Source organism: Latilactobacillus parafuchuensis (genome assembly GCF_055271665.1).
Genome location: NZ_CM143875.1, coordinates 1,636,207 through 1,657,088 on the forward strand (window position 1 = coordinate 1,636,207; position 20,882 = coordinate 1,657,088).

Here is a 20,882-nt window from a genome sequence, read left to right on the forward strand (position 1 = left end):
TTGTGTTAACAGGCAAACAAAAGCATTATTTAAGAGGTCTAGCACAGACCACCAAACCCCTATTCCAAATGGGTAAAAACGGTTTGAGTCAAACTTATTTTGAACAAATCGAAGAAGCAATCGAAAAACGTGAATTGGTTAAAATTAACCTCTTACAAACGACGGAAGTCACTGTTGATGAATTAGCGAACTATTTAAAACAACAAGACAGCCGGATGGAAATTGCACAAAAAATCGGTCGGACTTTAGTCGTTTATAAGGCTTCGCATAAAGAAAAATATCAAAAGATTTCACCAATTGTGACCAAACTCGGGCGTTAATCGATAGGGTGATGAGATGCAAAACACAACATTGAGACAAACCACCATTCAAACGGCACCAGACGAACTAGTGGCCGTCAATGGCCAACGTCCGCAAGTCGGGATTATGGGGGGCACCTTTAACCCGCCACATATTGGGCATCTGATGATGGCTGATCAAGCCGCTAATCAGTTGGGGTTAGATTACGTAGTATTTATGCCGGATGCTAACCCGCCGCATGTCGATCACAAAGAGACGATTCCGGCTATCCAACGTGTTGAAATGGTTAAACGGGCGATTGCGGCTAATCCGTTGTTTAGACTGTCATTAGCTGAAATTGACCGCGGTGGGATTAGCTATACGTACGATACAATCGTCACGTTGAAACAACAGCACCCCGAAATAGATTATTACCTGATTATCGGTGGCGATATGGTTGATTATCTACCGACTTGGCACCGAATTGATGATTTAGTCCAATTGGTCCAAATTGTGGGGGTCGAACGACCCGGGTATTCGAAACAAACGCCGTATCCGGTGCTGTGGGTCGATGCACCAACGATCGCGTTGAGTTCGACACAAGTTAGACAGAAAGTGCAACAAGGCTGTTCGATTCGTTATTTAGTCCCAACAGCAGTTGCTGACTATATTGAAGAAGAAGGGTTATATCATGAGTGAATTCGTTTATCAGGCCAATTTAGTCCCGTATCCGCGCGCTGAATTAGTCGAAAAGGTGGCCGCTAAGCTATCAACCAGTCGTTTTGAACATTGTTTACGCGTTGAACAAACGGCGATTGAATTAGCCCGTCAAAATGGCGCTGACGTTGAACGGGCTGCCATTGCGGGTTTGGTTCACGACTATGCCAAACAGTTACCAGATGAAACGTTTATTGCGGCGATTCAAGCCAATCATTTTGACCCTGATTTGTTAAATTACGGGAATGCGATTTGGCACGGTGTGGTTGGTGCGTATTTTATTGAACGTGATCTAGGCATCCATGATGACATCATCTTGAATGCGATTCGGCGTCACACGATTGGGGCCCCTGAAATGACCTTGATCGATCAGATTTTATTCGTCGCTGACTTTATCGAACCGGGCCGTGATTTTCCAGGCATCGACCAAGCGCGTCAAACAGCAAAGGCTGATTTAGCAGCCGGTGTGCGGTATGAAATTTTAAACACGTTAAGTTTTTTAATTAAAGGTCAAAAAAAGATTTATCCAAAAACAATTGATACTTACAATGCCTGGGTACCCACTCAGGAACAATAAAGGAGAATTATTAGTGAAAAGTTTAGAAATGTTAGAAATTGCGGTTAAAGCCGCTGATAGTAAACGCGCAGAAGATATCGTTGCGTTAAATATGGAAGGGATCAGTTTATTAGCTGATTATTTTGTCATGTTAACCGGGAGTTCAGAACGTCAATTAAAGGCGATTGTGACTGCAATTGAAGATGCCGAAGAAGAAAAGGGCGTCTTCGTTAAGAGTATCGAAGGTAAAAAAGGCTCACGTTGGATCTTAATGGATTTTGGCGATTTAGTGATTAACGCCTTCATGTCCGAAGAACGTGATTTATACCAACTCGAAGAATTATGGGATCAAGCACCAAAGGTCGATGTTGCTGATTGGATTACGGCAGAATGATTTATCAAAGTTTTGCCACCGTCTATGATCGGTTGATGGATCATAGTCTTTACACACAATGGCGTGATTATACGCTTGAACAGCTACAAGGCCAAGCTAGCGTCTTAGAACTGGCTTGTGGGGCTGGTGATTTAGCCATTTTACTCAAGCAAGCGGGGTTGGACGTCGTTGGGTTAGATTTATCCGAAGAGATGCTCAGTATTGCGTCTGAAAAAGCGACTGAGGCGGATGTGACTTTGCCCTTATTGCAAGGGGATATGACGGATTTAGGTGAAATTGGGACGTTTGATGCGGTCACGTGTTTTGACGATTCAATTTGTTATATGCCCGATCTCGACCATGTTAAACAGGTCTTTGAACAGGTTTATCAACGGTTAAACGTTGGTGGCCAGTTTTTGTTTGACGCCCATTCGCTCCACCAGATGGACGACTTATTCCCAGGTTTTATGTATAACGATAAAACTGAAGAGACGGCTTTTATGTGGACCAGTTATGCGGGCGAAGTGCCCCATTCGGTTGAACATGATTTGAGTTTCTTTGTGTGGGATGACCAAATCGACGGTTATCAAGAATTGAATGAATTACATCATGAACGCACTTATCCGCTGGCTGATTTCACGACGACTTTGGAACAGGTTGGTTTCAAAAATGTTCAAGTCAGTGCTGATTTTGGTCAAAATGCGGTTCAAACCGATAGTGTTCGCTGGTTCTTTAGCGCCGTTAAATAGGAGTTGCTATGAAAGTTACGGGGATTATCGCTGAATATAATCCGTTGCACAACGGTCATCGTTATCAATTACAACAGGCACGACAAACGTCACAGGCGGATGTCGTGATTGTTTGTATGAGCGGGAATTACGTGCAACGGGGCGAACCGGCAGTACTTGATAAATGGACGCGTGCGCAACTTGCATTGGCTGCGGGGGCGGATATGGTCGTCGAGTTGCCATTTGCGAGTGCCGTTCAACCAGCCGACCGATTTGCGACTGGCGCGATTGATTTATTAGCCCAATTGGGGTGTCAAACAGTGGCCTTTGGTAGTGAAGAAGCGGCTTTTGATTATCAAACAATCGGGCAAAAGATTGCGGCTTTACCGGCGCAGTCTGCAGCCTTTGTCGACTATCAAAAGACGTATGCGACGCAGTTAAATGAATTCTATCAACAAACGTTGAACCTTTCTATCGATCAGCCGAATCATTTGTTAGGCATTAGTTATGCGGTCGCTAATGCACGATTAGCACAACCGATGCAATTGGTAGCGATTGAACGCCAACAAGCGCAACATGCCGACCAATTGATTCAAACTGGGGTGTACGCGAGTGCGAGTGCGATTCGCAAAGTATTGGCGCACACGCCAGTTGATTTGACCACGGTTCAACCAGTCGTGCCGGCCACAACCATGGCGGCTTTAACAACGCAGCAGGGGGTCCAGTGGTCGCAACTGTGGCCATTGTTACAATACCGGATTAATAGTACGCCGTTAGCCGAATTAAGACAGGTCTACCAGATGTCGGAAGGCCTGGAATACCGTTTTAAGAAGGTTATCACCCAAGTTGACAGCTACGAAGCGTTATTGCAAGCTTTAAAGACCAAACGGTACACGTATGCGCGGTTACAACGCGTTTGCTTATACGTTCTTTTAAATATTAAAGATACGGCGATTCAGCAAACCCTTGAGCAGCCGTATGTTCGTTTGTTAGGATTTAACCAAGTCGGGCAAACCTATCTACACCAATTAAAAAAGCAACTGACTTGGCCGTTAATTAGTAAAATTTCGGCGAAGCTGGGGGCCGAGACTGGTTTGTTAGGATTAGAAGTGCGTGTCGATCGACTCTTTGAGCAATTGACGAATACGCATCAGAATTTTGCAAGACAACCACTTTTTTATCAGGGAAAGGATGTTGAATAATGTTACAATGGTCAGTCCAAGCTTTACAAAAACACCGCGATCGACCACTTCCGTTTGAAGAAGTGCTCGCACTAAAGGGGAACTTGCAAGAAAGAGAACCCGATATTATCGATGTCTCTGAATTTAAAGTTGATGGCCAATTAACCGTTGATCAACGGGCAATTATTGCCGTTGTTCACGTTGTCGGCCAATTAACGGTACCTTCAACACGCAGCTTGTTACCCGTTGAATTACCACTTGATTTTAAGTTTAGTGAGATTTATGTCGATCCTGAAGATGAAGATTTAGATCGGTTTACCGATGCTGATATGTTGTTCCCATTGGAAGGCGAAACATTAACGTTACAAAATGCGATTGAAGATCATATCTTGTTGCATATTCCCAGCCACATTCTAACAACCGAAGAAGAACAGGAAAACGTGATGCCAGCTGGCGAAGCGTGGGCCGTGATTTCTGAAGAAGAATTTGCGCAGAAACAAGCTGAAGAAGAATATGCACCGAATCCAGAATTAGCGAAGTTAAAAGAAATGTTAGATGCTAAAAACGATGACGCCAACTAAGCTGGCGTTTTTTTGTACCAAAAATTAAAATGGACCGGTCCATTTCGGTTAAAATCCTTTTATTTGAGCCCCAATTCTGCTAACATAATCAGAGTAAACACGTTACTGGAAAATTAATGGGTGACGATTAAAATTAGAACATTATTAGGAGGCCTTTTACATGAGTCAACCACAAATTGGTGTCATCGGGATGGCAGTTATGGGCAAGAATTTAGCATTAAATATCGAAAGTCGCGGTTACACAGTCGCCATTTATAACCGGACAGGTTCTAAAACGGAAGCGGTCATGCAAGACCACGCTGAAAAGAAATTGGTCGCTAGTTACACAATCGCTGATTTTGTGAAGACACTTGAAAAACCACGTCGAATTATTTTGATGGTCAAAGCCGGTGCTGGGACTGACGCGGTCATCACTGAATTATTACCTTTATTGGATAAAGGTGATGTTTTAATTGATGGTGGCAATACATTCTTCGGTGATACAATCCGTCGGAATAAAGAATTGGATAAGTCAGGGATTAACTTTATCGGCATGGGTGTTTCTGGTGGTGAATTAGGCGCCTTAGAAGGCCCTTCAATGATGCCAGGCGGTCAAAAGGAAGCTTATGACCTAGTTGCCCCAATCCTAGAACAAATGTCAGCTAAAGCTGAAGATGGTCAACCTTGTGTGACTTATATCGGCCCGAATGGTGCAGGTCATTACGTGAAGATGGTGCATAACGGGATTGAATACGGCGATATGGAATTAATCGCTGAAAGTTACAACTTACTCCGTAACGTCGTCGGTTTATCAGTTGAAGAAATTGCCGCGGTCTTCCAAGAATGGAATCACGGCGAATTGGATAGTTATCTAATGCAAATTACAGCTGATATTTTGACCCGTAAAGATGATTTAGAAACTGGTAAACCAATTGTTGACGTGATTTTAGATGCAGCTGGCAATAAGGGGACTGGTAAATGGAGTTCCCAAAGCGCGCTTGAATTAGGTGTGCCCCAATCCTTGATTACTGAATCAGTTTATGCGCGTTATATTTCAGCGATGAAGGACGAACGAGTTGCGGCTAGCAAGATTTTACCAGCCCCAACGGTTGCTAAATTTAGTGGCGATCAAAAAGCGATGATTGAAAAGATTCGCCAAGCCCTCTATTTCAGTAAAATCATGAGTTATGCCCAAGGTTTCGAACAAATGCGGGTGGCTTCAGATCATTATGATTGGTCATTAAATTATGGTGAAATCGCTAAGATTTGGCGTGAAGGTTGTATCATTCGTGCGCGTTTCTTACAAAAGATTACCGATGCCTTTGATCATCAATCTGATTTAAATAATTTATTATTAGACGACTATTTCTTAGACATTACTAAAAATTATCAAGGCGCCGTTCGTGATGTGGCTGCTTTAGCCATTCAACAAGGCGTCCCAGCACCTGGTTTAACAGCAGCGATTACGTACTTTGATTCATATCGTTCAGAAGTCTTACCCGCTAATTTAATCCAAGCACAACGCGATTATTTTGGTGCACATACTTATCAACGAACTGATCGTGAAGGAACGTTCCATTATACTTGGTATCAAGAACAATAAGGTAACACTAAGTTACGATTCGACAAGCATCTTAGGCCACTAAATGGCTAGGGTGCTTGTTTAATTTGATTAAAATTTAAGGGGTATCCTGAAGTAGATAATGAGCTAGGGCTAGCTAGTTTAGTTAGTTATTTAGACTAATCTATGCTAAAATAATAAAGAGAATATTCTGTGTAACATTAATTGATGATGAGTAAAGGTCTCATTATAATGAGCGTTTATGGCAGACATCAAATTTCGTTTCTGGGGAGTGACCACATGAGTCGCATATTAATTATTGAAGATGAAAAGAATTTAGCACGATTTGTAGAATTAGAGCTAAAACATGAAGGTTATGAAACCGAGGTTCATTTTAATGGGCGAACTGGTTTGGAAGCTGCTTTAAGTGAAGAATGGGATGCCATTTTATTAGATTTAATGTTGCCAGAATTAAACGGGTTAGAGGTTTGTCGCCGAGTGCGCCAAGTCAAGAATACACCGATTATTATGATGACTGCGCGTGATTCAGTGATTGATCGCGTTTCTGGCCTTGATCATGGGGCTGATGATTATATCGTTAAACCGTTTGCGATTGAAGAATTATTAGCTCGGTTACGTGCATTATTGCGCCGAATTGATATTGAAGGCGAACATAATGCGACGAAACAAACGACGGTGACTTATCGCGATTTAACAATCGAAAAAGAAAATCGAGTTGTGCGTCGTGGTGATGATATCATCGAATTAACCAAGCGGGAATATGAATTACTTCTAACATTAATGGAAAACGTCAACGTTGTTTTAGCGCGTGATGTGCTATTAAGCAAGGTTTGGGGTTATGATTCGGACGTCGAAACAAACGTGGTTGATGTTTATATTCGTTATCTAAGAAATAAAATTGATCGTGCTGGCGAACAAAGTTACATCCAAACGGTTCGTGGTACGGGTTATGTGATGCGCTCTTGATGAACGCCGAACAAGACCAACCCATTGAAGTTGTTAATAAGGGTCGAAAAATATCGCTAAAAGTAAAATGGGCAGCTGCCGTCGGGTTAGCCATCTTTATTACTTTTGCGATTTTTTCAATTGTGATTTCGAGTAGTATTTCAAATATTTTACTCAATAAAGAAGTCGACAATGTCCATGATACGGTTCTAGTAATCCAACAGCGGCTAGCGCAAGCTGATCAACCCCTATCGACCCAATACGTGACTAATCAGTTAGATCCCGAATTACGGGGCTCTAAATCAATTTATCAAGATACTGCCTTAATGCGTTTAGCCCAACAAGATATCACGGTTAAAGTCTTTAATGCTGACAAACATGGGGTTTTTGCCTCGCGGGGTTCCGTTGGGACTTTTCCAAAGGGCGATAGTAATACACTGAGACGTCAAAATACGTTTGGGCAAACGCGCTTAGTGGGCATCCGGCCGATTAAAGCGGGCCGTTCCGGTAAAGTGATAGGGTACGTCCAAGTCCTGAATAATCTACGCGATTATAATCATGCGATGAATGAATTACGGATTGTATTAGTCGTCGTGGTTTTGTTCGCGATGTTATTTAGTGTCGTGATTGGGTATTTATTGGCGAATCAATTTTTACAACCGATTGAAGTCATGAAACAGACGATTGAAACGATTAATTTAGAACCGAATTCAGCTGTCAGAATTCCGAAAACAGGACGTAGTCAAGATGAATTGTCCGAATTAGGTTTGGCGTTTAATGCGATGCTCAATCGAATTCAACATTATTTTGAACAACAAGACCAATTTGTGAGTGACGTCTCGCATGAATTACGGACGCCGGTCGCGATTATTGAAGGCCATCTCCAACTATTAAATCGTTGGGGTAAGGATGATCCAGAAGTACTTGCTGAATCATTAGCGGCTTCGTTACAGGAAATATTGCGCATGAAGAATTTAATTCAAGAGATGTTAGATTTGACGCGTGCGGACCAAGCAGTGACTGAAGGGACCGCGGAAGTCACCGATGTCGGTGAAGTTGTGTTACAGAATTACCACAACTTTGAAATGCTCTATCCTGATTTTACGTTTATTTTAGACGATGATTTACATCAACCGGCGTTAGTCAACGTCAATCGCAATCACTTGGAACAAATTATGATTATTTTATTGGATAATGCGATTAAATATACAACGACTCGCAAAGAAATTCACATCGCGGTTGCTAGTGATGAACGTTACGCGCAGGTTGCCGTTCAAGATTTCGGCGAAGGGATTTCTGAAGATGATAAGAAACGGGTTTTTCACCGTTTCTACCGGGTCGATAAAGCGCGTAGTCGCGAGAAGGGTGGCAATGGCTTAGGCTTAGCCATCGCGCAACAATTAGTTGAAGGCTATGAAGGCAATGTGTCGCTAGAAAGTAGCGTCGGGCATGGTTCGGTCTTCCGGATTGAACTTCCCTTAAAACTAACTTCAACGACTGAACAACCAGAAGAAAACCATTAAAAAAACAGGGGTCATCGCTTTGAATTAAGCGATGACCCCTGTTTTTTTGATTTAAGCTTGTGGTTTATGGTTTTGTTTACCAGAATTACGTTTGTGGCCAGTCGTTGTGGATGAATGGTCATTAGTGTTGACGTTTGTTTCACTAGCAGCCTGCGCGGGTTTAACGGTTTGTTTGTTAAACATTTCGCGGGTCACGACTGTGACAATTGGATTTTCAGCAATTTCAGCATCAACCCGTTTTTTAACACGGGGCATGATGACGAAAGTGGTGAGGATTTGTTGAATAATCATGATCATCCCACCAGCCAAGAAGTAAAGTGCTAAGCCGGCTGGGGCGAATAATGAAATGAAGAACGTAATGGCTGGGCTCATAAGAACCGTTGTTTGCATTTGTTTCTTTTGTTCTGCGGGCATGCCAACGAGTGACAATGCGCTTTGACCAACGTAGAATAAGGTGGCTACAATTGTAATAATGATGTTCGGTTGGCCTAAGCCAATGCCCAAGAAATGACTGCTCGAAATTTCTGGTGAATATTGAATCGCTTGGTATAAGCCGGAGAAAATTGGTAATTGAATGATTAACGTTAAGCAACCGAGACTAGGCATCATACTTGAGCCATTCTCTTTGTAAACTTTCATCATTAATTGGCTTAATTCTGCCTTTTCTTCAGGTGAAGTGGCGACTTTTTGTTGTTCTTGAATAATATCTAATTGCGGTTTTAAACGACGGGTCTTTTCTTGTTGTTCCGTCATCTTATTCGATTGATTGAGCATCAATGGTAATAGAATCATCCGGACCACGAAGGTGATGATGATGATTGCCCAGCCGTAGCCGTTCAACCCACCAAAGAAGTTCGCGATGCTTTCCATTAAATGCTGTAAAGGTAATGCGATGTACTTGTAAGATGACCCGTAAATCAAACCAGTTGGAATCTTAGGATGGGCGCTCATCTTTTGGGGCACACAGCCAGCCAAGAAGAACGTCATCGTCAATGCTAACATTGCAAGCGTTGCAATGCGTTTATTTTTTTTCATAAATTTAACCCTCTCAAGTAAAGTTTCAACAAGAGTAACTATACTGGAAGGAACGCTGAATTTCAACCAACAACCGAAAATTTACGACACGGTGACACATCGGTTAGCTCGGTTTGAACCAATTTAGTAACGTGTCCACTAGGGCTCGGCGACGCTTTAACGGCTCCAATAAATTGGGTTAAAATAGCGGATTCACCAATCGCAATAATTTTGACGGAACCATCGGCTTGGTTGGCAACGGTGCCTTTAATCCCGAGTTGGTCCGCAACGAGTTTAGTCATCCAGCGAAAGCCGACGCCTTGCACGCGACCATAAACGTTTAATTGCACTGCTTTTTTCATCTCAATCACCTCAAATACTATTGTAAGCTGTTCTGGTCATTTTGGCGACCAATAAGAATGGTCCCCATAGCTATTGGGGGGCAAATCGCGTATAATAATAGGTACTAAATAGACTGGAGCACATTATGGAATACATTCAATCGAACCAAAACGCTAAGATTAAAGCTGCTAAAAAATTAACGGTTAAAAAGAATCAACGTAAGGAAAATACTTATTTATTAGAAGGTTGGCATCTCGTGCAAGAAGCCATCCAAAGTAAAGCGACGATTCGTCAAATTTTTGCAACGGATAAATATGTTGAAGAACGGGCTTTACGTGGTTTCTACGATCAAACCTTTGAAATTGCCCCAGAAGTGGCGCAACATTTAAGTGAAACTAAAGCTCCTCAAGGCATCTTTGCAGTCGTTGAACTGGTTGAAAATACCGTACCAGAAACGTTAGAAGGCCGTTATCTCTTATTAGACGCCGTTCAAGATCCTGGTAACATTGGCACGATGATTCGGACAGCGGACGCTGCTGGGTTTGCTGGTGTGGTCTTAGGTGAAGGCAGTGTTGATTTATATAATCCTAAATTGTTACGGTCAATGCAAGGTAGCCATTTCCATTTGCCCGTTTATCAAGGTAAGTTACTGGACTGGGTTAAACGATTCCAACATCAATCAGTCCCCGTTTACGGCACTGAATTAAACCAATCAGCGATTAGCTATCAAGCTGTCCCTAAGTCTGATAATTTGGCTTTGATTTTAGGCAATGAAGGCAATGGTGTCAGTGTTGATCTATTGCTCGCTGCTGATGATAATTTATACATTCCAATTCCAGGACATGCCGAATCATTAAACGTGGCAGTCGCTGCTGGGATTCTGATGTTTAAATTAATCGAAGGCTAAATCGTTAAGTTTTTCTAATAGTCAAAACTTTTTAAGGCGTTTAACTTCTTTTTTAATGTAAAAGCTGTTATCCTATGGGCAGAATTTAATTTAAATCATGTCAGGAGTCTTTGAATGAATACATCTGCTAAATGGTCCACTGATGAAACGTACATGGCAATTATTGCCGATTTGTTAGAGAAACCAGAAGTGCAACAGTTGGCTAATTACACCCAACATCATCATTCTGACCGGTTGGAACATTCTTTGAGTGTCTCTTACCGGAGCTACGAAGTCGCCCTTAAATGGCACCTAAACGCGCGTTCAATCGCACGGGCGGGGTTATTGCATGATTTATTCTATTACGATTGGCGCGACACTAAATTTGATTTAGGCACCCACGCGTACGTGCATCCCCGAATTGCCTTGCGCAATGCGGAGAAGCTAACTGAGTTGTCACCACTGGAAAAAGACATCATTGTTAAACACATGTGGGGCGCAACGGTTGGTTTACCGCATTATCGGGAAAGTTACATTGTCTCATTGGTCGATGATTATTGTGCAATTACTGAATTTTGTTCACCCGTTTGGCAAAAGATGAAGAAGCGTTGGTCTAAACCAGTTGCGTCATCACAAATCAATAAATAGCTTAGGCTAAAAGATTGATTTTTGAAACAATATTCAGTACACTTATTATTAATAAGTGTGAGGTGAAAAAAATGGATATGATTAAGGAAAAGGCAACTTCTGACTGTCAGAAGGCCTTTCAACTTTGTCCTAAATTTGAAAAAACATTTTCAATTCTAGGTAAGAAGTGGAATGGTCTGATCATAGATGTCCTATTAGAAAACGGAACTCAACGGTTTAAAAATTTAGTGCATAGTGTCCCAAAATGCAGCGACCGCGTCTTAGTCGAACGACTAAAGGAACTCGAACAGGTTGGCGTTGTTGACCGAATAACAAGTACGGATTCGGCATTAATTGAATACCGTTTAACCGCCAAAGGTGAAGAATTAGCACCCGTAATGGCGGCTGTCCACCAGTGGTCTGATAAGTGGTGTGACCCAGAAGATGAGTTGCGAAATTGATTAAATTACGCTAAAATAGAATTATTAAAACAAAGACGAAAAAGAGTAACCTATTAAGCCGTTTTAACAGGGAGAATAACCAGTTGACTGGAAGTTATTCAAACGGGGTTAGGTGAAGTTCACTTTCAGAGTTGACTAATCAGTCCGGTGTTGCCCGTTATGCAATTTTGAGTGTACAGTTACCATAACTGTAAACTAGGGTGGTACCGCGAAGCTTCGTCCCTTTTGAGGGATGGGGCTTTTTTTGTTGTTAAAAATAAGGAGGTCAAAGCATGTCATTAAAAGAACAGTTAGAAGCCTTGCAACAAAAAAGTTTGCAAGAGATTCAAAAAGTCGTTGATCTAGACGCGTTAAATCAAATTCGGGTTGAAGTATTAGGTAAAAAAGGTCCGATTACCGAAGTATTACGGGGGATGCGTGATCTTAGTAATGAAGAACGGCCTAAAGTTGGTGCATTTGCCAATGAAATTAAGGTTGATTTAGCGCAAGCCATCGAAGCTCGTAAAGCTGAATTAGAAGCTAAGAAGGCGTCAGCACAATTAGCCCATGAAACACTGGACGTGACGTTGCCAGGTCAACCAGTGACCAAAGGCACCCCGCACGTGTTAACCCAAGTCATCGATGATTTAGAAGACTTATTTGTTGGGATGGGATACCAAGTCATCGCTGGGTACGAAGTTGAAGATGAGAAGCATAACTTTGAAATGCTCAATATTCCGGCCAATCATCCGGCTCGCGATATGCAAGACACGTTTTACATCACGAAAGATACGTTGATGCGGACGCACATGTCACCTAACGAAGCGCGCGATTTAGAAAGCCATGATTTTGCTAACGGTCCAATTCGCATGATTAGCCCCGGTCGGGTTTATCGTCGCGATACCGATGATGCGACCCATTCACATCAATTTTATCAAATGGAAGGCCAAGTGATTGATAAGCACATTACGATGGCTGACTTGAAGGGGACACTCGAATACACGATTCGCCACATCTTTGGTGAAGATCGTCAATTACGTTTCCGTCCTAGCTATTTCCCATTTACGGAACCCTCTGTCGAAGTGGATATTTCATGTTTCCGTTGTAATGGTCAAGGCTGTAACGTCTGCAAACAAACCGGCTGGATTGAAGTCTTAGGGGCTGGGATGACCCATCCGAACGTCTTAAAAGCCGCTGGTGTTGATCCTGACGTTTATGGTGGTTTTGCCTTTGGTCTCGGAATTGACCGCTTTGCAATGTTGAAATATGGTGTGGATGATATTCGAAACTTCTACTTAAATGATGTTCGATTCTTAAATCAATTCACACAGGAGGGCTAATTCATGAAAGTATCTTATAACTGGTTAAAAGACTATCTAGATTTAACAACAGAACCAACCGCGTTAGCTGAAAAAATTACCCGGACAGGGATTGAAGTCGCTGGCGTGACCCAAATGAGCGCTGGTCTGAAAAAAATTGTGGTTGGGCATATTTTAAGTTGCCAACCTCATCCAGATTCAGATCATTTAAACGTCTGCCAAGTCGATGTCGGTGAAGACGAACCGTTCCAGATCGTCTGTGGCGCGCCGAACGTGGCCGCCGGACAAGATGTGATTGTCGCGTTACCAAATTCACGAATTGCCGATAACGTTAAAATAAAAAAAGGTAAGATGCGCGGCGTGGCTTCCATGGGCATGATTTGTGGCCTCCAAGAAATTGGTTTTGCTGACAGCGTTGTCCCCAAAGCTTATGTCGATGGGATTTTTGTTTTCCCAGAAAGTATTGAACCCGGCACTGAAGTCTATGAAGCCCTTGGGATGACCGATTCAATCATTGATTTAGATCTAACCGCTAACCGCGCGGATGCGATGGGGATGCACGGTGTGGCCCATGAAGTGGCTGCCATTGAAGATATAAAACCGCATTTTGAAACCGTGACGGTTGCTGAAAGTGACGTGACAACGGCGTCACAAATTAGCGCTAAAGTGGCGGATTCAACCTTAGCCCCTAGCTATCAATTACGAATGGTTCAAAATGTGACGATTCAACCCAGTCCACTCTGGTTACAAACCCGTTTATGGCACGCTGGAATTCGGCCAATTAACAATTTAGTCGATGTCACTAATTATATGATGTTGACTTACGGTCAACCATTGCACGCTTTTGATGCCAATACACTAACGGGCACTGATAAACAAATTGAAGTCCGGTTAGCACAAGCCGGTGAAAAACTAACGACTTTAGATGAAGCCGAACATGAATTAACCACTGAAGATATTGTGATTACCGATGGCCACCAACCAATCGCTTTAGCGGGTGTTATGGGTGGTTTGGCTTCAGAAATCACACCGCAAACGACGAATGTGATTATCGAAGCGGCCATTTTTGAACGGACAGCGGTGCGTAAAACAGCCCAACGGCATAATTTAAGATCCGATGCGTCATCACGCTTTGAAAAAGGCGTCAACGTAGCCGATGTTCAAGTGGCGTTAGATGCTGCGGCAGCCATGATGGCTGAATTAGGCAACGGGCAGGCGACTGCTGGGATTGTGAGTCCAACTCAATTGGCACCCACAGCTAAAGTAGTTGAAATTGACGCCCAACGGATTAATCATGTATTAGGCACTGATTTAACGATTGAAACGATGATTACGTTATTAAACCGCTTTGGTTTTGATGTTGCAAATAAGGATGGCCATTTAATCGTGACCGTGCCTGCGCGTCGTTGGGATATCGAAATTGAAGCCGATGTGATTGAAGAAGTCGCTCGTTTATATGGTTACGATAATTTACCAAGTACGTTACCAACGGGTGCCATGACAACTGGGGCGTTAAATGCAGCCCAAAAAGCCCTACGACACACGCGCCATTTCTTAGAAGGCGCTGGTTTAACCCAAGCAATTAGTTACGCGTTAACCACGCCAGAAAAGGCGCAACAATTCATGTTACGACCCGCGACAGCGACCGTTCTAGATTGGCCAATGACGCAAGATCATTCGGATTTAAGAATGAATTTAATCACTGGTTTGTTGGATGATGCGGCCTACAATGTCGCTCGTAAACAAACTGATTTAGCGTTATACGAACAAGGTCGGGTTTTCTTGAAGACGACGGCTGAACAAGATCGGCCTCATGAATTAGAATACGTCGCTGGCTTGTTAAGCGGCAACCGCCAAGTTAAATCATGGCAAGTAACCGCTGAAGTGGTTGATTTTTATACGATTAAAGGCGTTGTTGATGCTTTATTAGCAAGCTACAATTTAGTCGATGATGTGCGCTATGTTGCGACGAGTGAATTTGCTGAGATGCACCCAGGCCGAACAGCCGCAGTCTATGTTGGTGAAATTTTGGTCGGTTTTGTCGGCCAAATTCATCCGCAAATTGCTAAAGCAAATCATTTAAAAGAAACTTATGTTTTCCAAATTGATATTGCGCAAATTCTAGCCTTACCAGCGCAAACGTTAATTGCTAAACTAGCGCCTAAATTCCCAGAAATCACTCGGGATATCGCGCTACAAGTCGCTGAATCGGTGACAAACGCTGATTTAGTGGCAGCGATTCAAGCCAAGGGTGGCCAACATTTGGTGTCCGTTCAATTGTTTGATGTCTATGTAGGGAGTCATATTGAAGCCGGTGAGAAATCAATGGCGTATACGTTGACGTATCTCAATGAAAGCGCGACGTTGACCGAAGAAGAAGTCAATGCTGCATTTGAAAAAGTCGTTGCCCATTTAGTGGCCACTTTTGACGCAAAAGTACGTTAATACCGAATCTTTAATGCAATTTATAAAATTTTTGGTATAATGTCTTAAGGATTGTATTTAAAAGTTTTATTAGGAGGTCATCCTTTGAAGAAAGCTGATCAAAAGGAGCCAGTTGAACAAACATCAGAACAATTATATGCAGAACGACGGGCTGAGAAAAAAGCGGCCAATAAAATTGTTTATTGGATTATTGGGATCGCACTAGCCCTTGTTGTGATCATTGGTTTAATGGGATATCGGTATGTCCAAACCTCATTAAAACCCTATAATACAACGGCTAAAACTGAAATTACGGTCAAGATTCCGAATGGGTCAACCAATAAGGAAATTGCGGCTATTTTACAAGAAAAGAAATTAATTAAGAGCGCAACGGTTTTCAATTACTACGTTAAAACCCATAATTTTTCGGATTTCCAAGCGGGTTATCATGTATTGAAACAATCAATGGGCTTTGAAAAGATTATTTCAAACTTGCAAAAAGAAGGCACACCAACCCGACCACGAGATGTGACCGGTAAGGTCTTGGTTAAAGAAGGGGTCACGCTGGAAGAAATCGCAACGGCGGTTGGTAAGAATACTAAGTATTCAAAAGCGGACTTCATTAAGTTAATCAAAGACAAGCAATTCTTAGCAAGCTTGAAAAAGAAATATCCAGAATTATTAACGTCAACCATGGCTAAGAAAAATGTCCGGTACCATCTAGAGGGGTATCTATTCCCAGCTACTTATGAAGTTTATAAAGACAGTACGTTAAAAGAAATTGTAACTGAAATGGTCAAAACAACGGATCAAAACTTACGCCCTTATTACGCAACCATTAAGAGCAAGAAGTTAACGGTTCAAGAAGTCTTGACCTTGGCTTCCTTAGTCGAACGTGAAGGGGTGACTGCAAGCGATCGTCAAAAGATTGCCGGTGTCTTCTTTAACCGATTAGACATTGAGATGCCAATTCAATCTGATATTTCGGTTATGTACGCGTTGAACACACATAAGACGCATCTGTACAATAAAGATGTCCAAGTCGATTCACCGTATAACTTGTATGTTCATTCGGGTTACGGACCAGGACCGTTTAATTCACCAAGTTTACAATCAGTAACGGCGGTCTTAAATCCGGCCGATCGCGATCAAAATTATCTATACTTTGTCGCTAATCTCAAGACTGGGAAAGTTTATTATTCACATACGTTAGATGAACATACCCAAACAACCAATTCGATTGAAGATTAACTGATAAAATCGTAGAAGTCGACCTCAATCGGGGTCGACTTCTGTCTGTCCAAAAAGAAGTGGAGAATAGAGGAGCGTCTCATGTCGAGTAAAAAGAAAGCACCAATTATTATCGGGGTTACCGGTGGATCAGGTAGCGGTAAAACAACCGTTAGCCAAGCCATTGCCACTAAATTTGCCAATCATTCGGTGATGTTATTACCACAAGATGCTTATTATAAACATCAAGACTTACCGTTTGAAGAACGACAACAAACCAATTATGATCATCCAGATGCATTCGATACGGATTTATTGTTGGCGCAAGTCACGCAATTAAAACAACATCAAGCAATTGAACAACCGGTCTATGATTATACGATTCATAACCGAACGGATGAAGTCGTGTACGTCGAACCCCAAGATGTGATTATTTTAGAAGGTATTTTGGTATTGGCTGATCCACGGCTACGAGATTTAATGGACATCAAGGTCTACGTCGATACCGATGATGATATCCGACTATTACGGCGGATGAGTCGTGATATGGAAGCCCGCGGCCGGAGTTTTGACGACATTGTGGCGCAGTATTTGAAGACGGTTAAACCGATGTTTCATGAATTTATCGAACCGACTAAACGCTATGCGGATTTGATTGTGCCTGAAGGTGGCAATAACCGCGTTGCGATTGATTTATTAGTGACGAAGATTCAATCGATTTTACACGCTTAATTAAAAAAATAACGAAATAAATGAGGTGGCTAATATGGCTGGAAAAAAATATCCAATGACCGAAGCTGGTAAAGCAAAATTAGTTGAAGAACTAGAAACGTTAAAAATGGTGAAACGACCAGAAGTTATTAACCGGATTAAAATTGCGCGTAGCTATGGTGATTTATCTGAAAATTCAGAATATGAATCAGCAAAAGATGAACAGAGCACGTTAGAAAGTCGCGTTTTAGAAGTTGAAAATATGTTACGTTTTGCTGAAGTGATTGATGCTGACAGTGTTGCTGATGGCATTATCGCGGTTGGGAGAACTGTGACTTTCACCGACGATGAAGATGGTGAAGAAGAAACGTACCAAATTGTTGGGGCGGCTGAATCTGATCCACTTGCGGGCAAGATTTCAAATGATTCACCGATTGGTCAAGCAATCGTTGGCAAACAAGCCGGCGACAAAGTCGTGATTCAAACACCGGGTGGCGACATGCACGTCACTATTACCGAAGTTAAATAAAGGTTTTATCAAAAAAGACAATCCAGCGGGTTGTCTTTTTTGATGAGGCTGATTGATTAATCAGCCCATAGACGGATTGGGTTTTGTTGAAACCTTAGTATAATAAGAACTAATGAGTAAGTGTGAAGGGAGCTTTTTAGATGCCGATAGTCTGGCGTATTTTCTTAATTATCGAAGCCATTATTTTTGGCACATTTATTTGGCAGATTATTTCGTATCCCGCCAATCTCTTTTTCATCATCTTCGGGATTGTTTGTTTAATCTGGGCGAATAAACGTCGGAGTAACCGTAAAGTCGGCTTTTTAACAACTTTGTTGACGATGATTGGGACGATTTCAATTTTAGTGACGCTCTTCATTAATTTTTCATTGTGGTTATTATTGATTAATGCGGTCGTTTTTTTGGCGCTTAATCATCGACGGGTGGGTCAATTTAACAACCGCAATTTAAATCAATTATTTGATAATGCGCCATGGCACCGCAAGAATTTTGTGCCGGTCAATACTAAAGAACCGACCGCTAAGTCGGATCAGGTCAAGCGTCATCAATGGTTTGGCAACCAAACGATTGGCAATAATATTTTCGAATGGGATGATATTAATTTTGCGGTTGTTGCCGGGGATACGATTATTGATTTGGGGAGTACGATTTTACCGAAAGCCGATAATCATATTGTGATTCGTAAAGGCTTTGGTAAAACGCGGATTTTAGTGCCGGTCGGGACTGGGGTTTATTTAGACCATTCGGCGATGATGGGGAGCGTTATCATCGAGAATCAACGTTATAACTTGAAAAATGAGTCAATTCAGTTGTATAGTAAAAACTATGATGAAGAAAGTCGCCATCTCAAAATAATTACCAACGTGGTAATTGGTGACCTTGAGGTGATTCTCGTATGAGTAAATTAGCCCGTAGTCTTATTTTTGGTATGACTGTCTTATTGACGCTCCTGTTTTCAGTGGCGTTGTTTTTTGCGTATTTCTATAGTGTTAACCAGAAACAGTGGCTCTTGAAGTTAGTCACAGTTCGCTTGTTTTACGTGCCATTGCTAGTGTACATCATTGCGGCGGCAGTGGTGGTCGGACTGAGTGTCACTTCGGTCGTGTATTTATTGATGCGCCAACAGTTATCGCATACCGAAAGTCAGCTACAATATTTGGCGTCGGGGCAATATGAATCGCCAATTTTTGAAAATAAGACGACGAACACGACGGATTTTGTCCAACCGATTGAGCAAACCATTGAACAATTACGTCAAAAAATGATACGCTTGCAACATGAAATCCAAAGTTACAGCGATCGACCGACTGTTCTGGTCGGTGAAACCAAAGAAGAAATTTTAGCGCAGGAACGGCACCGGTTAGCTCGCGAATTGCATGATTCGGTCAGTCAACAATTGTTTGCAGCGACGATGATGTTATCGGCGCTCAGTGAAATTGCCCAAAAGGCGACTGATCAACCACAATTGTTGCAATCTTTGACCACGGTTGAACGCGTCTTAAACGATGCACAATCCGAAATGCGAGCGCTCTTATTACATCTGCGACCGGTTAATCTGGCGGGTAAGAGTTTACGCGATGGGATTATTCAATTGTTGAACGAACTCAAGACTAAGATTAGTATTGAGATTACGTGGGACATCGATAACGTTCAGTTACCGAGTGGAATCGAGGATAATCTGTTTAGAATTGTGCAAGAATTGTTGTCGAATACGTTGCGACACGCTAAGGCCCACGAAATTGAAGTTTATCTCAAAAAAGTCGGTCCGAGTGTCTTATTAAAAGTCATCGATGATGGTCAGGGATTTGATCCGGCCGTCGCTCAAAAAGCGGGCAGTTATGGGTTAAATAACATTACGGAACGAAGCCACAGTATCGGTGGGACGGCGAAGATTATTAGCTTGCCCCAACAAGGAACGAGTATTGAAATTCGAGTACCACTGTTAAAGGAGAATAACTTAAGTGATTAATGTATTGATTGTTGATGACCATGAAATGGTGCGATTAGGGATTGCGACGTATTTAGGCGTTCAATCCGATATAACGGTAATGGATCAAGCGGTCAATGGCCGTGAAGGGGTCGAAAAGGCCTTAGCATTACGTCCAGACGCGATTTTAATGGATTTAGTTATGCCCGAAATGGACGGAATTGAAGCGACTAAGACGATTTTAAAAACATGGCCAGCCGCTAAAATTATTATTTTGACCAGTTTTATTGATGATGAGAAAGTCTATCCCGCAATTGAAGCTGGGGCGGCCAGTTACATATTAAAGACCTCGACGGCTGAAGAAATTGCGAATACGATTCGTAGAACGGCGCAGGGGCAATCGGTGTTGGAACCGGAAGTGACCAATAAAATGATGAACCGCTTGTCACATCAATCAGAAGTTCAATTATATGAAGATTTAACCAATCGGGAACGCGAGGTTTTAGGTTTGATTGCCAAAGGCCGTAGCAATCAAGAAATTGCCGATGAACTCTTTATTACGTTAAAGACGGTTAAGACCCATGTTTCGAATATCTTAGCCAAATTACAAGTTGAAGATCGCACGCAAGCCGCGATTTATGCGATTAAGAATCATCTAGCTTAGGGGGTAAAGGCATGCAAATCACAATGACACCGACAGCGAGTCACTGGTTTCAATCTGAATTGGGCTTAACGAACGGCGATTCAGTGCGCTTTTTCGGTAAGGTGTACGGCCAAACTACGGTGCACGATGGTTTCTCATTGGGTGTGGAGCGCGCTGAAGTGCAATCGCCAATCACGACGGCCATCATCGATGGGGTCACTTATTTTATCAGTGATAGTGATGATTGGTTTTTTGCGGGCTATGATTTACACGTGGCTTACGATGAGACGTTAGATGAACCGGCCTATCAATTTGAAGCGCAAAAAAGCTGACCAAAAATGGTCAG

Annotated in this window: 24 protein-coding genes and 1 other annotated feature; of the genes, 22 read left to right on the forward strand and 2 right to left on the reverse strand. The window is 42.3% G+C overall.

Annotated elements, in window-relative coordinates:
• Positions 1-2: 2 nt before the first annotated feature.
• The 10 genes from ACVPPQ_RS08065 to ACVPPQ_RS08110 all read left to right on the forward strand — a co-directional run bounded on the left by ACVPPQ_RS08065 (position 3) and on the right by ACVPPQ_RS08110 (position 8,444).
• Positions 3-320: a YhbY family RNA-binding protein gene (locus ACVPPQ_RS08065; RefSeq protein ID WP_025083909.1), complete on the forward strand. Its 318-nt coding sequence runs from the start codon at positions 3-5 to the stop codon at positions 318-320.
• A 16-nt stretch (positions 321-336) separates the two neighbouring features.
• Positions 337-978, forward strand: coding sequence for a nicotinate-nucleotide adenylyltransferase (locus tag ACVPPQ_RS08070; RefSeq protein ID WP_025083910.1), 642 nt, complete (start codon positions 337-339; stop codon positions 976-978).
• Positions 971-1,573 (forward strand): bis(5'-nucleosyl)-tetraphosphatase (symmetrical) YqeK, encoded by a 603-nt coding sequence (yqeK, locus tag ACVPPQ_RS08075; RefSeq protein ID WP_463493877.1) that lies wholly within the window; start codon positions 971-973, stop codon positions 1,571-1,573. Before ACVPPQ_RS08070 ends, yqeK begins: the two co-directional genes overlap by 8 nt.
• The gene (rsfS, locus tag ACVPPQ_RS08080) at positions 1,545-1,946 is read left to right on the forward strand and encodes a ribosome silencing factor (RefSeq protein WP_051552857.1); all 402 of its coding nucleotides are present in this window, start codon (positions 1,545-1,547) and stop codon (positions 1,944-1,946) included. The genes yqeK and rsfS overlap by 29 nt, the downstream gene beginning before the upstream one ends.
• Entirely contained in the window at positions 1,943-2,674 is a 732-nt protein-coding gene (locus ACVPPQ_RS08085) for a class I SAM-dependent DNA methyltransferase (protein WP_056950294.1), read from the forward strand. Before rsfS ends, ACVPPQ_RS08085 begins: the two co-directional genes overlap by 4 nt.
• An 8-nt stretch (positions 2,675-2,682) precedes the next feature.
• Positions 2,683-3,855 carry a nucleotidyltransferase gene (locus ACVPPQ_RS08090; RefSeq protein WP_056950298.1) on the forward strand — a complete coding sequence of 391 codons (1,173 nt, stop codon included), beginning with the start codon at positions 2,683-2,685 and terminating at the stop codon, positions 3,853-3,855.
• Positions 3,855-4,415: a DUF177 domain-containing protein gene (locus ACVPPQ_RS08095; protein WP_025083912.1), complete on the forward strand. Its 561-nt coding sequence runs from the start codon at positions 3,855-3,857 to the stop codon at positions 4,413-4,415. The genes ACVPPQ_RS08090 and ACVPPQ_RS08095 overlap by 1 nt, the downstream gene beginning before the upstream one ends.
• Before the next feature lie 160 nt (positions 4,416-4,575).
• Positions 4,576-5,997 carry an NADP-dependent phosphogluconate dehydrogenase gene (gene gndA / locus ACVPPQ_RS08100; RefSeq protein WP_463493880.1) on the forward strand — a complete coding sequence of 474 codons (1,422 nt, stop codon included), beginning with the start codon at positions 4,576-4,578 and terminating at the stop codon, positions 5,995-5,997.
• 258 nt (positions 5,998-6,255) lie between these two features.
• Positions 6,256-6,942 (forward strand): response regulator transcription factor, encoded by a 687-nt coding sequence (locus tag ACVPPQ_RS08105; protein WP_463493881.1) that lies wholly within the window; start codon positions 6,256-6,258, stop codon positions 6,940-6,942.
• Positions 6,942-8,444 (forward strand): HAMP domain-containing sensor histidine kinase, encoded by a 1,503-nt coding sequence (locus tag ACVPPQ_RS08110; protein ID WP_463493883.1) that lies wholly within the window; start codon positions 6,942-6,944, stop codon positions 8,442-8,444. Before ACVPPQ_RS08105 ends, ACVPPQ_RS08110 begins: the two co-directional genes overlap by 1 nt.
• Before the next feature lie 51 nt (positions 8,445-8,495).
• Here ACVPPQ_RS08110 and yidC read toward each other — a convergent pair whose 3' ends face one another.
• Together yidC and ACVPPQ_RS08120 are read right to left on the reverse strand one after the other, a co-directional pair.
• A complete protein-coding gene (gene yidC / locus ACVPPQ_RS08115) occupies positions 8,496-9,479 on the reverse strand; it encodes a membrane protein insertase YidC (RefSeq protein WP_463493885.1) in 984 nt (327 codons plus the stop codon).
• Positions 9,480-9,541: 62 nt separating this feature from the next.
• Complete coding sequence (locus tag ACVPPQ_RS08120) at positions 9,542-9,820, reverse strand: acylphosphatase (RefSeq protein ID WP_463493887.1); 279 nt, start codon at positions 9,818-9,820, stop codon at positions 9,542-9,544.
• 125 nt (positions 9,821-9,945) lie between these two features.
• Here ACVPPQ_RS08120 and ACVPPQ_RS08125 point away from each other — a divergent pair, with 125 nt between their 5' ends.
• The 12 genes from ACVPPQ_RS08125 (at position 9,946) to ACVPPQ_RS08180 (ending at position 20,868) form a co-directional block, all read left to right on the forward strand.
• Complete coding sequence (locus ACVPPQ_RS08125; protein ID WP_463493889.1) at positions 9,946-10,707, forward strand: TrmH family RNA methyltransferase; 762 nt, start codon at positions 9,946-9,948, stop codon at positions 10,705-10,707.
• 114 nt (positions 10,708-10,821) lie between these two features.
• Complete coding sequence (locus tag ACVPPQ_RS08130; protein WP_463493891.1) at positions 10,822-11,334, forward strand: HD domain-containing protein; 513 nt, start codon at positions 10,822-10,824, stop codon at positions 11,332-11,334.
• A 71-nt stretch (positions 11,335-11,405) separates the two neighbouring features.
• Positions 11,406-11,774 carry a winged helix-turn-helix transcriptional regulator gene (locus ACVPPQ_RS08135; RefSeq protein ID WP_463493893.1) on the forward strand — a complete coding sequence of 123 codons (369 nt, stop codon included), beginning with the start codon at positions 11,406-11,408 and terminating at the stop codon, positions 11,772-11,774.
• 23 nt (positions 11,775-11,797) lie between these two features.
• Positions 11,798-12,001 (forward strand) — a binding site (T-box leader).
• 45 nt (positions 12,002-12,046) lie between these two features.
• Positions 12,047-13,093, forward strand: coding sequence for a phenylalanine--tRNA ligase subunit alpha (gene pheS / locus ACVPPQ_RS08140; protein ID WP_463493895.1), 1,047 nt, complete (start codon positions 12,047-12,049; stop codon positions 13,091-13,093).
• A 3-nt stretch (positions 13,094-13,096) separates the two neighbouring features.
• Complete coding sequence (gene pheT, locus ACVPPQ_RS08145) at positions 13,097-15,517, forward strand: phenylalanine--tRNA ligase subunit beta (RefSeq protein WP_463493897.1); 2,421 nt, start codon at positions 13,097-13,099, stop codon at positions 15,515-15,517.
• Between the two features lie 84 nt (positions 15,518-15,601).
• Positions 15,602-16,747 carry an endolytic transglycosylase MltG gene (mltG, locus tag ACVPPQ_RS08150; RefSeq protein ID WP_463493899.1) on the forward strand — a complete coding sequence of 382 codons (1,146 nt, stop codon included), beginning with the start codon at positions 15,602-15,604 and terminating at the stop codon, positions 16,745-16,747.
• An 81-nt stretch (positions 16,748-16,828) separates the two neighbouring features.
• The gene (gene udk, locus ACVPPQ_RS08155) at positions 16,829-17,458 is read left to right on the forward strand and encodes a uridine kinase (RefSeq protein ID WP_463493900.1); all 630 of its coding nucleotides are present in this window, start codon (positions 16,829-16,831) and stop codon (positions 17,456-17,458) included.
• 34 nt (positions 17,459-17,492) lie between these two features.
• The gene (gene greA / locus ACVPPQ_RS08160; protein WP_463493902.1) at positions 17,493-17,966 is read left to right on the forward strand and encodes a transcription elongation factor GreA; all 474 of its coding nucleotides are present in this window, start codon (positions 17,493-17,495) and stop codon (positions 17,964-17,966) included.
• A gap of 140 nt (positions 17,967-18,106) precedes the next feature.
• The gene (gene liaF, locus ACVPPQ_RS08165; protein ID WP_463493903.1) at positions 18,107-18,865 is read left to right on the forward strand and encodes a cell wall-active antibiotics response protein LiaF; all 759 of its coding nucleotides are present in this window, start codon (positions 18,107-18,109) and stop codon (positions 18,863-18,865) included.
• Positions 18,862-19,935, forward strand: coding sequence for a sensor histidine kinase (locus tag ACVPPQ_RS08170; RefSeq protein ID WP_463493905.1), 1,074 nt, complete (start codon positions 18,862-18,864; stop codon positions 19,933-19,935). The genes liaF and ACVPPQ_RS08170 overlap by 4 nt, the downstream gene beginning before the upstream one ends.
• Positions 19,928-20,557 (forward strand): response regulator transcription factor, encoded by a 630-nt coding sequence (locus ACVPPQ_RS08175; protein ID WP_463493907.1) that lies wholly within the window; start codon positions 19,928-19,930, stop codon positions 20,555-20,557. The genes ACVPPQ_RS08170 and ACVPPQ_RS08175 overlap by 8 nt, the downstream gene beginning before the upstream one ends.
• 11 nt (positions 20,558-20,568) lie before the next feature.
• Positions 20,569-20,868 carry a HesB/YadR/YfhF family protein gene (locus ACVPPQ_RS08180; RefSeq protein ID WP_463493909.1) on the forward strand — a complete coding sequence of 100 codons (300 nt, stop codon included), beginning with the start codon at positions 20,569-20,571 and terminating at the stop codon, positions 20,866-20,868.
• The last annotated feature ends 14 nt before the right edge of the window (positions 20,869-20,882 follow it).

What these genes read in the sequence shown, in the direction of transcription:
- ACVPPQ_RS08070 (WP_025083910.1), top strand. Translation starts at nt 337, where the DNA reads ATGCAAAACACAACATTGAGACAAACCACCATTCAAACGGCACCAGAC.
- yqeK (WP_463493877.1), top strand. Translation starts at nt 971, where the DNA reads ATGAGTGAATTCGTTTATCAGGCCAATTTAGTCCCGTATCCGCGCGCT.
- rsfS (WP_051552857.1), top strand. Translation starts at nt 1,545, where the DNA reads ATGCCTGGGTACCCACTCAGGAACAATAAAGGAGAATTATTAGTGAAA.
- ACVPPQ_RS08085 (WP_056950294.1), top strand. Translation starts at nt 1,943, where the DNA reads ATGATTTATCAAAGTTTTGCCACCGTCTATGATCGGTTGATGGATCAT.
- ACVPPQ_RS08090 (WP_056950298.1), top strand. Translation starts at nt 2,683, where the DNA reads ATGAAAGTTACGGGGATTATCGCTGAATATAATCCGTTGCACAACGGT.
- ACVPPQ_RS08095 (WP_025083912.1), top strand. Translation starts at nt 3,855, where the DNA reads ATGTTACAATGGTCAGTCCAAGCTTTACAAAAACACCGCGATCGACCA.
- gndA (WP_463493880.1), top strand. Translation starts at nt 4,576, where the DNA reads ATGAGTCAACCACAAATTGGTGTCATCGGGATGGCAGTTATGGGCAAG.
- ACVPPQ_RS08105 (WP_463493881.1), top strand. Translation starts at nt 6,256, where the DNA reads ATGAGTCGCATATTAATTATTGAAGATGAAAAGAATTTAGCACGATTT.
- ACVPPQ_RS08110 (WP_463493883.1), top strand. Translation starts at nt 6,942, where the DNA reads ATGAACGCCGAACAAGACCAACCCATTGAAGTTGTTAATAAGGGTCGA.
- yidC (WP_463493885.1), bottom strand. Translation starts at nt 9,479, where the DNA reads ATGAAAAAAAATAAACGCATTGCAACGCTTGCAATGTTAGCATTGACG.
- ACVPPQ_RS08120 (WP_463493887.1), bottom strand. Translation starts at nt 9,820, where the DNA reads ATGAAAAAAGCAGTGCAATTAAACGTTTATGGTCGCGTGCAAGGCGTC.
- ACVPPQ_RS08125 (WP_463493889.1), top strand. Translation starts at nt 9,946, where the DNA reads ATGGAATACATTCAATCGAACCAAAACGCTAAGATTAAAGCTGCTAAA.
- ACVPPQ_RS08130 (WP_463493891.1), top strand. Translation starts at nt 10,822, where the DNA reads ATGAATACATCTGCTAAATGGTCCACTGATGAAACGTACATGGCAATT.
- ACVPPQ_RS08135 (WP_463493893.1), top strand. Translation starts at nt 11,406, where the DNA reads ATGGATATGATTAAGGAAAAGGCAACTTCTGACTGTCAGAAGGCCTTT.
- pheS (WP_463493895.1), top strand. Translation starts at nt 12,047, where the DNA reads ATGTCATTAAAAGAACAGTTAGAAGCCTTGCAACAAAAAAGTTTGCAA.
- pheT (WP_463493897.1), top strand. Translation starts at nt 13,097, where the DNA reads ATGAAAGTATCTTATAACTGGTTAAAAGACTATCTAGATTTAACAACA.
- udk (WP_463493900.1), top strand. Translation starts at nt 16,829, where the DNA reads ATGTCGAGTAAAAAGAAAGCACCAATTATTATCGGGGTTACCGGTGGA.
- greA (WP_463493902.1), top strand. Translation starts at nt 17,493, where the DNA reads ATGGCTGGAAAAAAATATCCAATGACCGAAGCTGGTAAAGCAAAATTA.
- liaF (WP_463493903.1), top strand. Translation starts at nt 18,107, where the DNA reads ATGCCGATAGTCTGGCGTATTTTCTTAATTATCGAAGCCATTATTTTT.
- ACVPPQ_RS08170 (WP_463493905.1), top strand. Translation starts at nt 18,862, where the DNA reads ATGAGTAAATTAGCCCGTAGTCTTATTTTTGGTATGACTGTCTTATTG.
- ACVPPQ_RS08180 (WP_463493909.1), top strand. Translation starts at nt 20,569, where the DNA reads ATGCAAATCACAATGACACCGACAGCGAGTCACTGGTTTCAATCTGAA.